The organism is Streptomyces sp. NPDC059668 (assembly GCF_042734135.1).
Lineage (GTDB): Bacteria > Actinomycetota > Actinomycetes > Streptomycetales > Streptomycetaceae > Streptomyces.
In genome coordinates this window covers 79,914-94,256 of record NZ_JBHWEL010000030.1, presented here as the reverse complement: position 1 = coordinate 94,256, position 14,343 = coordinate 79,914, and the positions used below count along the sequence as shown (strand labels likewise).

The window sequence follows — 14,343 nt, the reverse complement described above, 5'->3', positions numbered from 1 at the left end:
GTTTTTACCCCCACCGAAACCCACCCCCAACCGCCACCCCCCCCCCCCCACCCCCCCCGGGCCCCGCTCCCACCGGTCCGCGAGGCCCCCCCCCACACCACCCCCCCTGTTCCGGGGCGGCCGACCTTCCTCCTCGGCCTTCCCGGACTCCTGGGCCTCCTCGGCCTCCCGGCGGCCCTCTTCGCGCTGATCACCTGGCAGGTCGCGGCCCACGGCCCCCTCGCCCGCGCGGACGAGCGCCTCAGCCGCTCCCTGGTCCACCCGGACCGCGTCTCGGAACTCCTCGCCGACCTGGGCGGCGTGCCCGTCGCGGTCCCGGTGCTGGCCGTCGTCCTCGGGTACGTGGCACTGACCGCCCGCGCAGCCGGGCGGGAACGCTGGTGGCTGCCGCCGGCCGTCGCCGCGGCGCTGATGGCGGTCGTACCGGCGGTGATCGTGCCGCTGAAGGAACTGGTCGCCCGCCCGGGCCCACCGGTCATGGGCCCGGGCACGGGCTTCTACCCCTCGGGTCACACCGCGACGGCCGTCGTCGCCTACGGCGGCGCGACCCTGCTCCTCCTCCCCCGGCTCCGTACCGCCCGCGCCCGCCGCGGGCTGCTGGGGCTCTGCCTCGCCCTGAACCTGGCGGTCGCCCTCGGCCTGGTCCGCCGCGGGTACCACTGGCCGCTGGACGTCCTGGCGAGCTGGTGCCTGGGCGTCGTGCTGCTCACGGTGTCGGCCCTCTTCCTCGACCGGGGCGTCAGCCGAAGTAGCCGTCGAAGTTCCGCTGGAACTCCCAGCCCGCGAACCGGTCCCAGTTGACCGACCACGTCATCAGGCCGCGCAGTGCGGGCCAGGTGCCGTGGGTCGCGTACGAGCCGCAGTTGGTCCGCTTCGTCAGACAGTCCAGCGCCTTGTCCGCCTCCGCCGGTGACACGTAGCCGTTGCCCGCGTTCACCGAGGCCGGCATGCCGATGGCGATCTGGTCGGGGCGCAGCGGCGGGAAGACGTTGCCGGTGTCCCCCGCGACCGGGAAGCCGGTGAGCAGCATGTCGGTCATGGCGATGTGGAAGTCGGCGCCGCCCATGGAGTGGTACTGGTTGTCGAGGCCCATGATCGGGCCGGAGTTGTAGTCCTGGACGTGCAGCAGCGTGAGGTCGTCGCGCAGGGCGTAGATCACCGGGAGGTACGCGCCGGCCCGCGGGTCCTGGCCGCCCCACTTGCCCGTGCCGTAGTACTGGTAGCCGAGCTGGACGAAGAAGGTCTCGGGAGCCATCGTGAGGACGAACCCGGAGCCGTACTTGGCCTTCAGGGTCCTCAGCGCGGAGATCAGGTTCACGATCACCGGTGTCGTCGGGCTCTTGAAGTTCGTGTCGCTCGCGTCCAGCGAGAGCGAGTGACCCTCGAAGTCGATGTCCAGGCCGTCGAGGCCGTAGGTGTCGATGATCTTCGAGACGGAGGAGACGAAGGTGTCGCGGGCGGCCGCCGTGGTCAGCTGGACCTGGCCGTTCTGGCCGCCGATCGATATCAGCACCTTCTTGCCCGCGGCCTGCTTGGCCTTGATCGCCGCCTTGAAGTCGGCGTCGCTCTCGACGGTGGGGCATTCGGTGACCGGGCAGCGGTTGAAGCGGATGTCTCCGGAGGTGGTGGAGGTCGGTTCGCCGAAGGCCAGGTCGATGACGTCCCAGCTGTCGGGGACGTCGGCCATGCGGGTGTAGCCGGAGCCGTTGGCGAAGCTCGCGTGGAGGTAGCCGACGAGGGCGTGCGGGGGAAGGCCGGTCGAGGGGCCGGAGCCCGCCGAGGTTCTCGCCGTCACCGTGGCCGACTTCGCGGACTCGCCGGCGTCGTTCGTCGCGGCGACCTGGAAGGCGTACGCCGTGGAGGGCGTGAGGCCGCCCACGGTGGCCGATGTCCCGGTGGCCGTCTGGATCCTGGCCCCGTCCCGGTAGAGGGCGTAACCCGTCGCGCCGGTCACCGGGGACCAGGACAGGGCGACCGTCGAGGAGGAGACGGTGCCGACCGTCAGGCCGGTGGGCGCGGCCGGGGGCTGCCCCGCGTCGGCGCCGGGACCGACGAGGGAGAGGTCGTCGGCGTAGTACGCGCCGGTGCCGTACCAGCCGTGGGTGTAGATCGTGACGCGGGTGGTCGACGGGCCGGTGCGGAAGGTGGTGGTCAGGCGCTGCCAGTCGGGCGCGGACTGGGTCCAGGTGGAGACGTCGGTGGTGCCGGTGCCGCTCGCTCCGAGGTAGACGTAGCTGCCCCGGACGTATCCGGCGAGGGTGTACGAGGAGTCGGGCTTGACGGTCACCGTCTGTGAGCACTGCGCGTTGTCGCTGCCGGCCGGGGTCGCCTGCAGCGCCGAACCGCCGCTCCTCACGGGCGATTTCACCGCGGCGCCCGCCGTACAGGTCCAGCCGTCGAGGCCGGTCTCGAAGCCGCCGTTCCTGACCAGGTCCGCGTCGGCCGCGCGGGCGGCCGTCGAGAGCGCGGCGAGGCCGGGCAGCGCCAGCAGGGTGGCCGTGCAGACGGCGAGCAGCCTCCGGCGGAGCGGGAGCGGTCTGTTGGGGCCCCGGTGTTCGGTGCGTTCCACAACTGCCTCCAGGCATGGGGGGATTCAGGAGGGTGGAGCGCGCCCAACCTGGTCCAGACCAATCCGGTTGTCAAGACCTCTGCCGAACGGCGCGGCTTCCGCGGGCGGCCGGGTCCGTCCCCGGCGCCCCTATCGGCCCTCGCTCCCGGCCAGACCCGCGGCCGCCTCGTGCATGGCCAGCTCCAGCAGCGCCGGATCGGTGAGCGTTCCGGTGCCGTCCGGCGGGACCAGCCAGCGGACCCCGCCGGTCAGCCGTCCCGGGTACGGGACCACGATCCAGGTGCCGTGCCCCGCCGTGCGCACCCCCGTGCCGAGCCAGCGCGCCGCGGTGCCCGGGGGCACGAAGAAGCCCATCCGGGCGTCGCCGAAGTCGACGAGCACCGGTCCCGGCTGGTCGATCACCCGGGTGAGTACGTCGAGCGTGGGGTAGCCGAGCCGGCCCGGCAGGATCAGTACGTCCCAGAGGCGGCCGGCCGGCAGCAGCGCGACCCCCGCCGGGTTGCGTTCCCATTCCCAGCGGCAGGCGTCGGGATCCGGCGCCACGGATGCCAGCCACTCGACCGCCGTCTTGGCCCCTGTCATGGCGGAACCTCCCTCTCTCCTCAGGTCGACGCTGGTCGCGTCAGAGGGGAGAGGGAGGTTCGGGCCGGGCATTACGCGGGTTCGGCCATCCCGTAGTGGTGAACCGGATCACAGTGGGTGAGCTGGGCGTACGCCTGTGGATCAACGGCGCTCCGAAGCGCCCCGGTGATCAACGGGTCAGGGGGCGTCGGCCCGGGTCTCAGCTGTCGAAGCCCAGTCCCAGCCTGTCCATGGCCTTCAGCCACAGGTTGCGCCGCCCGCCGTGCGTGTCCGCCCGCGCCAGCGACCACTTGGTGAGCGCGATGCCCGTCCAGGCGAACGGCTCGGGCGGGAACGGCAGCGGCTTCCTGCGGACCATCTCCAGCTCGGTGCGCTCCGTGCGCTCCCCCGCCAGCAGGTCGAGCATCACGTCCGCGCCGAACCGGGTCGCGCCCACCCCGAGCCCCGTGTAGCCGGCCGCGTACGCGACCCGCCCCCGGTGCGCGGTGCCGAAGAAGGCCGAGAAGCGGGAGCAGGTGTCGATGGCGCCGCCCCAGGCGTGCGTGAAACGGACGCCCTCCAGCTGCGGGAAGCAGGTGAAGAAGTGCCCGGCGAGCTTCGCGTAGGTCTCCGGGCGGTCGTCGTACTCGGCACGCACCCGGCCGCCGTACGGGTAGATCGCGTCGTAGCCGCCCCACAGGATCCGGTTGTCGGACGAGAGCCGGAAGTAGTGGAACTGGTTGGCCGAGTCCCCCAGCCCCTGGCGGTCCTTCCAGCCGACGGAGGCCAGCTGGTCGGCGGTCAGCGGCTCGGTCATCAGCGCGTAGTCGTAGACCGGGACGGTGTACGACCGCACCCTCCTGACCAGGTTCGGGAAGATGTTGGTGGCGAGGGCCACCCGGCGAGCCCGGACGGAGCCGTAGGGGGTCCGTACGGCCATACCTGCGCCGTGCGCCTTCAGTTCGAGCGCGGGCGTGTGCTCGTACACCCGCACCCCGAGCCGCAGGCAGGCGCGCTTGAGACCCCAGGCGAGCTTGGCGGGATGCAGCATGGCGACGCCGCGGCGGTCGTACAGGCCGGCGAGGAAGGTCGGCGAGTCGACCTGGCCGCGGACCGCCGTGGCGTCCAGGAACTCCACGCCGTCCGCGAGGCCCCGGCCGCGCAGTTCCTCGTACCACTCCCGGAGTTCCTCGGCCTGGTGCGGCTCGGTGGCGACGTCGATCTCGCCGGTGCGCTCGAAGTCGCAGTCGAGGCCGTAGCGGGAGACGGCCTCCTCGATCGCGTCGAGATTGCGGGCGCCCAGTTCCTCCAGCTTCCCGATCTCGTCCGGCCAGCGGGTGAGCCCGTTGGCCAGGCCGTGGGTCAGCGACGCGGCGCAGAACCCGCCGTTGCGGCCCGAGGCGGCCCAGCCCACCTCGCGGCCCTCCAGGAGCACCACCTCGCGTGCCGGATCGCGCTCCTTGGCGAGCAGGGCGGTCCACAGTCCGCTGTAGCCGCCGCCGACGACGAGCAGGTCACAGCTCTCGGCGCCGGTGAGGGCGGACTCGGGGCGGGGCTTGCCGGGGTCGTCCAGCCAGTACGGGACCGGCTGCGCTTCGGAGAGGGACGCGGTCCAACGGGTCATGGCGCTCGGGGCCATGATTTCAACTCCCAACGAGTTACTTGCGATTACGCCTTTTGCCTGTTGCGGCGATTGCCTATGACCATTCCGACCAGGACGAACAGTACGGCGACGACGAACATGGCCGTACCGATGACGTTGATCTGAACGGGCGTTCCGCGCTGTGCCGAACCCCAGACGAACATGGGGAAGGTGACGGTCGAGCCCGCGTTGAAATTGGTGATGATGAAATCGTCGAAGGAGAGCGCGAAGGCGAGCAGCGCGCCCGCGGCGATCCCGGGGGCGGCGATGGGCAGGGTGACCCGCAGGAAGGTCTGCACCGGACCCGCGTACAGGTCCTGGGCCGCCTGCTCCAGGCGCGGGTCCATCGACATCACGCGCGCCTTGACGGCCGTCACGACGAAGCTGAGGCAGAACATGATGTGGGCGATCAGGATCGTCCAGAAGCCCAGCTGGGCGCCCAGGTTGAGGAAGAGCGTCAGCAGCGACGCGGCCATCACGACCTCGGGCATCGCCATCGGCAGGAAGATCAGCGAGTTCACCGCGCCGCGCGCCCGGAAGCGGTAGCGGACCAGCGCGAAGGCGATCATCGTGCCGAGGACGGTGGCCCCGAGGGTCGCCCAGACGGCGATCTGGAGGCTCAGGGAGAGCGAGCCGCACATGTCGGCGACCCCGCACGGATCGCGCCAGGCGTCCGTGGAGAACTGCTGCCACTCGTAGTTGAAGCGCCCCTTCGGCTTGTTGAAGGAGAACACCGTGACGATCACGTTCGGCAGCAGCAGATATCCGAGGGTGACCAGTCCCGCGATGACGACGAGATTCCTCTTGAACCAGCGTACGAAGGCCATTTAGACCAGATCCTCCGTCCCGGACTTGCGGATGTAGAGCGTGACCATGATGAGGATCGCGGCCATGAGGATGAAGGAGAGCGCCGCGGCCGTCGGATAGTCGAGGATCCGCAGGAACTGCGTCTGGATGACGTTGCCGACCATGCGGGTGTCCGTGGAGCCGAGCAGGTCCGCGTTGACGTAGTCGCCGCTGGCCGGGATGAAGGTGAGCAGCGTCCCGGAGACCACTCCGGGCATCGACAGCGGGAAGGTGACCTTGCGGAAGGTGGTGAACGGCTTCGCGTACAGGTCGCCGGCCGCCTCGTGCAGCCGTCCGTCGATGCGCTCCAGCGAGGTGTAGAGCGGCAGGATCATGAACGGCAGGAAGTTGTACGTCAGACCGCAGACCACCGCGAGCGGGGTGGCCAGCACCCGGTCGCCCGCGGTGAAGCCGAGCCAGTTGGTGACGTCCAGGACGTGCAGCGTGTTGAGGGCGCCGACGACCGGACCGCCGTCCGCGAGGATGGTCTTCCAGGCGAGCGTGCGGATCAGGAAGCTGGTGAAGAACGGCGCGATGACCAGGATCAGCACGACGTTGCGCCAGCGGCCGGCCCGGAAGGCGATCAGGTAGGCCAGCGGGTAGCCGAGCAGCAGGCACAGGATGGTGGCGGCGCCGGCGTAGAGCACCGAACGCAGGAACTGCGGCCAGTAGTCGGACAGCGCGTTCCAGTAGGTCTGGAAGTGCCAGGTGACCTTGAAGCCCTCCTCCAGGGAGCCCGTCTGCACGGACGTGGAGGCCTGGTAGACCATCGGCAGCGCGAAGAAGACCAGCAGCCACAGGATGCCGGGCAGGAGCAGCCAGTACGGGACGAGGCGGCCGCGTCTGCGGGGCGGCTTGCTGTCCGGCTGCGGCGCGTGAGGCGGTGCCTCGGTGACGGTGGCCATCAGGCGGCCTCCTCCTCGACGCTCTCCACACCCGCGTCGATGTCCTGCGCCGCGTCCAGCCCGAAGGTGTGGGCCGGGCTCCAGTGCAGGACGACGTCGGCGCCGGGGGTGAGCCGGGGGTCGCGGTCGATGTTCTGGGCGTAGACCTCGAACTCGGGACAGACGGCGCTGTCGATGACGTACTGCGTGGAGACGCCGATGAAGCTGGAGTCGGCGATCTTGCCGGTGATGCGGTTGCGGCCGGCCGGGATCTCACCGGCGTCGTCGGCGTGGGTGAGCGAGATCTTCTCGGGGCGGACGCCGACCAGGACCTTGCCGCCGGTCGTCGTGGGCGCCGCGCAGCGGGCCTCGGGCAGCACGAGCTTGCCGCCGCCGGCCCTCAGCACGATGTCCTCGCCGTTGCGGGAGTCGACCTCGGCCTCGATGAGGTTCGAGGTGCCGAGGAAGTTCGCGACGAAGGTGGTGTTCGGGTTCTCGTAGAGGTCGGCGGGGGCGCCGAGCTGCTCGACACGGCCCGCGTTCATCACGGCGACCGTGTCGGCCATGGTCATGGCCTCCTCCTGGTCGTGCGTGACGTGCACGAAGGTGATGCCGACCTCGGTCTGGATGCGCTTGAGCTCCAGCTGCATCTGACGGCGCAGTTTGAGGTCGAGGGCGCCGAGCGGCTCGTCGAGGAGCAGCACCTTGGGGTGGTTGATCAGTGCGCGGGCCACCGCGACGCGCTGCTGCTGGCCGCCGGAGAGCTGGTGCGGCTTCTTCCGCGCCTGCTCGCCGAGCTGGACGAGGTCGAGCATGTCGCCGACCTGCTTCTTCACCGACTTGATGCCGCGCCGGCGCAGGCCGAAGGCGACGTTCTCGAAGATGTCGAGGTGCGGGAAGAGGGCGTAGGACTGGAAGACGGTGTTCACCGGCCGCTTGTAGGGCGGCAGACGGGTGACCTCCTGGTCGCCGAGGAACACGGTGCCGGAGGAGGGTTCCTCCAGTCCCGCGATCATGCGCAGGGTGGTGGTCTTGCCGCAGCCGGAGGCACCGAGCAGGGCGAAGAACGAACCCTGCGGCACGGTCAGGTCGAGCGGTTGCACGGCGGTGAAGGAGCCGTAGGTCTTGCTGATACCGGAGAGGCGGACGTCGCCGCTGTTGTCCGTGGTGTTCATCGTCGTCACGCCCCTGTGAGCTTCGCGAACTTCTGCTGATAGGCCGTCTCTTCCTTCGAGCTCAGTGAGCGGAAGGCATGGGACTTGGCCTGCATGGCCTTGTCGGGAACGATCAGCGGGTTGTCCGCCGCCGACTTGTCGATCTTGGCGAGATAGGGCTGCACTCCCGCGACCGGGCTCACGTAGTTGATGTAGGCGGCGAGTTCGGCGGCCGGCTCCAGCTCGTAGTAGTAGTCGATGAGCCGCTCCGCGTTGGTCTTGTGACGCGCCTTGTTCGGGATGAGCATGTTGTCGGTCGACGTCATGTATCCGCTGTCGGGGATCACGTAGCCGACGTCGGGACTGTCCGCCTGGAGCTGCACGATGTCGCCCGCCCAGGCGACGCACGCGGCGAAGTCGCCCTTGCTGAGGTCGGACGTGTAGTCGTTGCCGGTGAAGCGGCGGATCTGCCCCTTGTCGACGGCCTTCTGGAGGCGGGCGATCACCGCGTCGTAGTCGTCGTCCGTGAACTTCGCCGGGTCCTTGCCCATGTCGAGCATGGTCATGCCGACGCTGTCGCGCATCTCGGTCAGGAAGCCGACGCGGCCCTTGAGCTTGGGGTTGTCGAGCAGGTCGGAGACCGACTTCACCTCGACGCCGTCGAGCGCCTTCTTGTTGTACGCGATGACGGTCGAGATGCCCTGCCACGGGTACGAGTAGGCGCGCCCGGGGTCCCAGTCGGGGGCGCGGAACTGGTCCGACAGGTTGGCGAAGGCGTGCGGCAGATGGGAGGCGTCCAGTTTCTGGACGTAGCCCAGCCGGATCATGCGGGCGGCCAGCCAGTCGGTGAGCACGACGAGGTCCCGGCCGGTGGCCTGGCCCGCGGCGAGCTGCGGCTGGATCTTGCCGAAGAACTCGTCGTTGTCGTTGATGTCCTCGGTGTACTTGACCTGGATCCCGGTCCGTTTGCTGAAGGTGTCGAGCGTGGGACGGTGCTTGCCGCTGTCGTCCGTGTCGATGTATTCGGGCCAGTTGGAGAAGTCGACGACCTTCTCCTTGGCCGAGTGGTCGTCGGCGGACACACCACCCTGGGTCTTGCCGGCCGCGGGGATCCCGCAGGCGCTCAGCGCCCCCAGTCCCCCCACCGCGAGCGCGCCGCCCGCGGAGGCGCGCAGCAGGGAACGGCGGGTCATGGCGGCCCGTCCGGTGCGGAAGCTGCGCCGCACGGCGGCCGCTTCGGCCGGTGTCAGGCGGTCGGGCTCGTACTGCTTCATGCGCGTGCTGCCCTTTCGGGAGGTCTCGGCCACGGACGGGGCGGACCGTTGTGCTAGCGGTCCCCGAAGATCGTGCGGTGCCAGTCCTTCCTGGCCACCGCGGTGTTGTCGAACATGACGTGCTTGATCTGGGTGTACTCCTCGAACGAGTACGCCGACATGTCTTTGCCGAAGCCGGACGCCTTGTATCCGCCGTGCGGCATCTCGCTGATGATCGGAATGTGGTCGTTGACCCAGACGCACCCCGCCTTGATCTCGCGGGTCGCGCGATTGGCCCGGTACACGTCCCGGCTCCACGCGGAGGCGGCGAGACCGTAGGGGGTGTCGTTGGCGAGCCGGATCCCCTCGTCGTCGCTGTCGAAGGGGAGCACCACCAGGACGGGACCGAAGATCTCCGACTGCACGATCTCGCTGTCCTGGGGCGCGTCGGCGACGAGGGTGGGGCGGTAGTACGCACCGGCCTTGAGCTCCCGCGGGATCTCTCCGCCGGTGACCACGCGCGCGTAGCCGCGGGCCCGGTCGACGAATCCGGCCACCCGGTCGCGCTGCGCGTGCGAGATCAGCGGGCCCAGGTCGGTCCCGGCGGCGAACGGGTCGCCGAGGCGGACGCTCGCCATGAGGTCGGCCGCCTGGCGGACGAACTCCTCGTAGAGGGGCCTTTGCACGTACGCGCGGGTGGCGGCCGTGCAGTCCTGCCCGGTGTTGATGAGCGATCCGGCGACCGCGCCGTGCACGGCCGCCTCCAGGTCCGCGTCGTCGAAGACCACGAAGGGGGCCTTGCCGCCCAGCTCCAGGTGGAGCCGCTTGACGGTCGCGGTGGCGATCTCGGCGACCCGCTTGCCGACGGCGGTGGACCCGGTGAAGGAGGTCATGGCGACGTCGGGGTGGCCGACGAGGTGTTCGCCCGCGTCCCGGCCGGCTCCCGTGACGATGTTGATCACCCCGTCCGGGATCCCCGCCTCCGTGGCCGCCTCGGCGAACAGGAGCGAGGTCAGCGGGGTGAGTTCGGCCGGCTTGAGGACGATCGTGTTGCCGGCGGCGACGGCCGGGAGGATCTTCCAGGCGGCCATCTGGAGGGGGTAGTTCCAGGGCGCGATGGAGCCGACGACGCCGATGGGTTCACGGCGTACGTAGGAGGTGTGGTCGCCGGAGTACTCGCCCGCCGACTGGCCCTGCAGATGCCGGGCCGCGCCCGCGAAGAACGCGGTGTTGTCGATGGTCCCCGGGACGTCGAACTCCCGGGTGAGCTTCAGCGGCTTGCCGCACTGGAGGGACTCCGCGCGGGCGAACTCCTCGGCGCGGTCGGCCAGTACGGCGGCGAAGCGGTGCAGGGAGTCGGAGCGCTCGCCGGGGGTGGCGCCCGCCCAGCCGGGGAACGCCGCGCGGGCGGCGGCCACGGCCGCGTCCACGTCGGCGGTGCCGGCCAGCTCGTACGTGTAGACCTCGTCGCCGGTGGCGGGGTCGACGACCGCGTGCGTGCGACCGGAGGTGCCCTTGGCCGGCCGGCCCGCGATGTACTGCGCGCCGTCGGCGAAACGGTCCTGCGCCTGGAAGCGATGGCCCGGATTGTGCATGTCGCTCTCCTCCGCCGTCCGCCCCCTTGCCGCGGGGTCGGCGTGGCTCCAGCTCGATTTGAGTGCCGATCCTGACAGAGCAAAGGGACTCCAACAAGTGATTCCGTTGTTGCCTTTTGGTTACGCGACGGAATCTGTCGACCAGGTGTCGAGTCGCCACGGAAAAGGGGGGACGGAGTGTCAGTGGTGGATGCCAGACTCGCGTGCATGGGGAAGATCGATTCTTGGGAAGCGCTGGTCAGCGCGGTCGAATCGGGGACGCGCGTCAAGTACCTGCACTTCTGGGGACACCGGCCGCGGCGGGACCGCCAGGTGGGCGCGGGCTGCCTGAGCCAGTGGTGGCCGTCGCCCTTCGTGGTCGACGGTGTCTCCTACGCGACGGCCGAGCACTGGATGATGGCCGGCAAGGCGCGGCTCTTCGGGGACACGGCGGCCGAGCGGCGCGCGCTGGAGGCACCGAATCCCGCCCTCGCCAAGAAGGCGGGCCGGCTCGTGCGGGACTTCGACGACTCCGTGTGGGAGCGGGAGCGGTTCGCCGTCGTGGTCGAGGGCAGCGTCCACAAGTTCGCCGCGCATCCCGAACTGCGCGCGTTCCTGCTGGGCACGGGTGAGCGGGTGCTGGTCGAGGCCAGCCCCATGGACCGCGTGTGGGGCATCGGGCTCGCGGCGGACGACGAACGGGCCTCGGATCCCGGGCGGTGGCGGGGACCGAACCTGCTGGGATTCGCCTTGATGGCGGCGCGCGAGCGACTCGCCCGGGACTGACGCCTCCCGCCGGTCCGGCGGGAGGGGGCGGACGGCGGCCGGTGCCGCCCCGTTCAGCGCGGCACGGAGAACGAGGTGGAGTACCCGTCGTCGCCGGTGAAGGGGGAGTCGCCGCCGCTGCTGTCGTCCGGCAGGAAGAAGAAGACCACGACCATCCCGATGCTCAGGACGACACCGACGGCTCCGCAGATGATCCCGGCCAGCGCCTGCCCCGGGTTCGTCGCCTCGCCCCGGCGGGCCCTGCGGCGGCCCACCACACCGAAGACCACACCGAGGACGCCCAGCACGAAGGCCACGGGCCAGAGGCAGAACACGACGGCCGAGATGATGCCGACCACCAGCCCGGCGGTGCCCATGCCGTTGCTCGGCGGGAGGGGCATCGCGGGCCAGCCGTAGCCGGCCGTACCCGGGTGACCGGGTGCGCCGGGGTAGCCGGGGTAACCGGGTGCGCCCACTGGGCCTGCTCCGGGCGCGCCGTACGTCGGGTAGCCGTAGGCATAGCCGTACGGCGCCTGGCCGGGGCCGTCGGGCGCGATGGGCGGCGGCGGGACCGGCTCCCCGCCGGCCGGCCGCGGGTGGGGCGGGTGGCCGCCGGGGGGCGCGAAGGGGTTGTCCCAGGACGGGGAGACCGGCCCGGCCGGACCGCCCGTGCCGGGGAAGGCGGCCATCGTCGGCTGGTCGTGCACCGACGCCGACGTGGACGGCCCGGGGCCGGACGTGGGCGACGCGGGAGCGCCGCCGAAGCGGGACGGGGCCGGGTCCGCGGGCGGAGCCCAGGGGTTGGGCTCTGGCGGGCGCGCGGCGGGGGCCTTGTCCAGAGGGACCCGGCCGGCCTCGGCGGCGGCCCCGGGCCGGGGGTCCGCCGCGCCGTCGTACGCCACGGCCGGGGACCCGGCGGGGAACACGGGCGCGGGGCCCGCCGCGGGTATCGCGTCCTCGGGCTCCGCGGCCGGTGCCGCGCCGGCCGGCCGCGACGGCGTGGCCCCGTGGTCCGGGGACGCCCACGGCGTCCCGGCGGCGTCCCGCGGCGCCTGTGGCACCTGCGCGTCGTCGGACATGGGTCCCCCTCTGTCGTGCGTCCCGTCATGCTACGGGCCCCGGCCCACACCGCGCGGGCCGCCGCCTACGATGATCCCCGAGTCACCGATCAGCCGATCACCCGCGTCCCCCGACCCTGCTCCGGGGGCGCCGTTCCCGGGGAGGGACCCCTTGACCGATCACCGCGAAGCCCGAGATCTGCACGCCTTCATCGCCGGACTGCCCAAGGCCGAACTGCATGTGCACCACGTCGGATCCGCCTCGCCGCGCATCGTCTCCGCCCTCGCCGCCCGTCACCCCGACTCCCGGGTGCCGACCGACCCCGAGGCGCTCGCGGACTACTTCACGTTCACGGACTTCGCGCACTTCATCGACGTGTACCTGTCCGTCGTCGACCTCGTGCGCACCCCCGAGGACGTCCGGCTGCTGACCTACGAGGTCGCGCGGGACATGGCACGGCAGCAGGTCCGCTACGCCGAGCTGACCATCACCCCTTACTCCTCCACCCGCCGCGGCATCGACGAACTCGCCTTCATGGAGGCGATCGAGGACGCCCGCAAGGCCGCCGAGGCCGAGTTCGGGGTCGTTCTGCGCTGGTGCTTCGACATTCCCGGCGAGGCCGGCCTGGAGGCGGCCGAGGAGACGGTACGGCTCGCGACCGAGGACCGGGTGCGCCCCGAGGGGCTCGTCTCCTTCGGACTCGGCGGACCCGAGATCGGCGTACCTCGGCCCCAGTTCAAGCCGTACTTCGACCGGGCCATCGCCGCCGGACTGCGGTCGGTGCCGCACGCCGGTGAGACGACCGGGCCGGAGACCGTGTGGGACGCGCTCAACGACCTGCGGGCCGAGCGCATCGGGCACGGCACGAGTTCCGCCCGGGACCCGAAGCTGCTCGCGCACCTCGCCGAGCACCGCATCGCCCTGGAGGTCTGCCCGACCTCCAACATCGCCACCCGCGCGGTCCGCACGCTCGACGAGCACCCCATAAAGGAGTTCACCCGCGCCGGGGTCCTCGTCACCATCAACTCCGACGACCCGCCGATGTTCGGCACCGACCTCAACAACGAGTACGCGGTCGCCGCCCGCCTCCTCGAACTCGACGAGACGGGTCTCGCCGCGCTCGCCAGGAACGCCGTCGAGGCGTCCTTCCTCGACCCGGCCAGCAAGGCCCGGATCGCCGAGGAGATCGACACGTACACCGCGGCCTGGCTCGCACCCTGACCCACGGCGCCACGGGCCCCCGCGCCTCCGGGGGCCCACTGCCCGATCCGCCCCGCCGTGTCATGCGCCCCGTGCACAATGGGCCCATGCGCACCGTGACCGCCGTAGCCCATCGCGGCGACCCCTATCGCGTCCGCGAGAACACGATCGACTCCCTGCGTTCCGCGCTCCGCCGGGGCGCGGACGCGGTGGAGATCGACGTACGGCTCACCCGTGACGACGTGCCCGTACTGCTGCACGACGAGACGCTGAAGCGGCTGTGGGGACAGGAGCGGCCGCTGCGGGCGCTCTCCGCGGACGAGGTGCGCGGCCTCACCGACGACGGGGTGCCGACGCTCGAAGCGGCCCTCGCGGCGACCGGTGACAGCCGGGTCATGGTCGACCTGCCGGGCGGCCCCGACACCCGGGCCGTCCGCCGGATCGTCGACGTCGTCCGCTCGTGCGGCGCCGAGGAGCGCGTGTACTACTGCGCGGGCGCCCCGGCCATGCTGGCGGTGCGCGCCGCCGACCCCGCCGCGGAGATCGCCCTGACCTGGACGACGCTCGCGCCGCCGCGCCCGGCCCTGCTCGACGCCGTACGGCCGCGCTGGCTCAACTACCGCTTCACGCTGGTCGACCGGGACCTCGCCGCCCGGGTGCACCACGGCGGACATCTGCTGTCGGTGTGGACCCCGGACACCCGGCGCTCCATGCGTCGGCTGCTCGACCTCGGCGTCGACTCGATCACCACGAACCGCGTCGCCACGCTGGGCGCGCTGTTGAGCGAGGACCGGGCGGGCCGGGGCTGAGCCGGCCACGACCGCGACCGGCCAGGG

General features: G+C 71.3%; 13 protein-coding genes. 4 read left to right on the top strand and 9 right to left on the bottom strand.

The genetic code is table 11. The features are described from left to right. Positions 1-801 (top strand): phosphatase PAP2 family protein (locus tag ACFV2J_RS22450; RefSeq protein WP_385440189.1); only part of this gene is annotated, 801 nt, incomplete at its 5' end. Here ACFV2J_RS22450 and ACFV2J_RS22445 read toward each other — a convergent pair. From ACFV2J_RS22445 to ACFV2J_RS22410, 8 genes are all read right to left on the bottom strand, one after another. Next, positions 740-2,569, bottom strand: a complete 1,830-nt coding sequence (locus ACFV2J_RS22445) for a chitinase (RefSeq protein ID WP_385085957.1) — start codon at positions 2,567-2,569, stop codon at positions 740-742. The two genes, ACFV2J_RS22450 and ACFV2J_RS22445, sit on opposite strands and share 62 nt — an antisense overlap. Before the next feature lie 129 nt (positions 2,570-2,698). Continuing rightward, positions 2,699-3,151 (bottom strand): hypothetical protein, encoded by a 453-nt coding sequence (locus ACFV2J_RS22440; protein ID WP_385085959.1) that lies wholly within the window; start codon positions 3,149-3,151, stop codon positions 2,699-2,701. Positions 3,152-3,350: 199 nt separating this feature from the next. Then, complete coding sequence (locus ACFV2J_RS22435; protein WP_385085961.1) at positions 3,351-4,769, bottom strand: NAD(P)/FAD-dependent oxidoreductase; 1,419 nt, start codon at positions 4,767-4,769, stop codon at positions 3,351-3,353. Positions 4,770-4,798: 29 nt separating this feature from the next. Next, on the bottom strand, positions 4,799-5,599 hold the full coding sequence (locus ACFV2J_RS22430; protein ID WP_266701775.1) for an ABC transporter permease: 801 nt from the start codon (positions 5,597-5,599) through the stop codon (positions 4,799-4,801). Then, the gene (locus ACFV2J_RS22425; protein ID WP_385085964.1) at positions 5,600-6,523 is read right to left on the bottom strand and encodes an ABC transporter permease; all 924 of its coding nucleotides are present in this window, start codon (positions 6,521-6,523) and stop codon (positions 5,600-5,602) included. It abuts the gene before it with no gap. After that, entirely contained in the window at positions 6,523-7,686 is a 1,164-nt protein-coding gene (locus tag ACFV2J_RS22420) for an ABC transporter ATP-binding protein (protein ID WP_385085966.1), read from the bottom strand. Before ACFV2J_RS22420 ends, ACFV2J_RS22425 begins: the two co-directional genes overlap by 1 nt. Continuing rightward, positions 7,683-8,930 (bottom strand): PotD/PotF family extracellular solute-binding protein, encoded by a 1,248-nt coding sequence (locus tag ACFV2J_RS22415; RefSeq protein ID WP_385085968.1) that lies wholly within the window; start codon positions 8,928-8,930, stop codon positions 7,683-7,685. The genes ACFV2J_RS22420 and ACFV2J_RS22415 overlap by 4 nt, the downstream gene beginning before the upstream one ends. 53 nt (positions 8,931-8,983) lie before the next feature. Continuing rightward, entirely contained in the window at positions 8,984-10,504 is a 1,521-nt protein-coding gene (locus tag ACFV2J_RS22410) for a gamma-aminobutyraldehyde dehydrogenase (RefSeq protein ID WP_385085970.1), read from the bottom strand. Between the two features lie 207 nt (positions 10,505-10,711). On the opposite strand from ACFV2J_RS22410, the gene ACFV2J_RS22405 reads away from it, so the two are divergent. After that, positions 10,712-11,269: an NADAR family protein gene (locus ACFV2J_RS22405; protein WP_385085972.1), complete on the top strand. Its 558-nt coding sequence runs from the start codon at positions 10,712-10,714 to the stop codon at positions 11,267-11,269. A 53-nt stretch (positions 11,270-11,322) separates the two neighbouring features. On the opposite strand, the gene ACFV2J_RS22400 is transcribed toward ACFV2J_RS22405, so the two are convergent. Continuing rightward, positions 11,323-12,327 carry a DUF4190 domain-containing protein gene (locus ACFV2J_RS22400; RefSeq protein WP_385085974.1) on the bottom strand — a complete coding sequence of 335 codons (1,005 nt, stop codon included), beginning with the start codon at positions 12,325-12,327 and terminating at the stop codon, positions 11,323-11,325. A 70-nt stretch (positions 12,328-12,397) separates the two neighbouring features. Between ACFV2J_RS22400 and ACFV2J_RS22395 the strand changes: the two genes are divergently transcribed. Both ACFV2J_RS22395 and ACFV2J_RS22390 read left to right on the top strand, forming a co-directional pair. After that, complete coding sequence (locus ACFV2J_RS22395; protein WP_385085976.1) at positions 12,398-13,528, top strand: adenosine deaminase; 1,131 nt, start codon at positions 12,398-12,400, stop codon at positions 13,526-13,528. 86 nt (positions 13,529-13,614) lie between these two features. After that, positions 13,615-14,316 (top strand): glycerophosphodiester phosphodiesterase, encoded by a 702-nt coding sequence (locus ACFV2J_RS22390; protein WP_385085978.1) that lies wholly within the window; start codon positions 13,615-13,617, stop codon positions 14,314-14,316. The last annotated feature ends 27 nt before the right edge of the window (positions 14,317-14,343 follow it).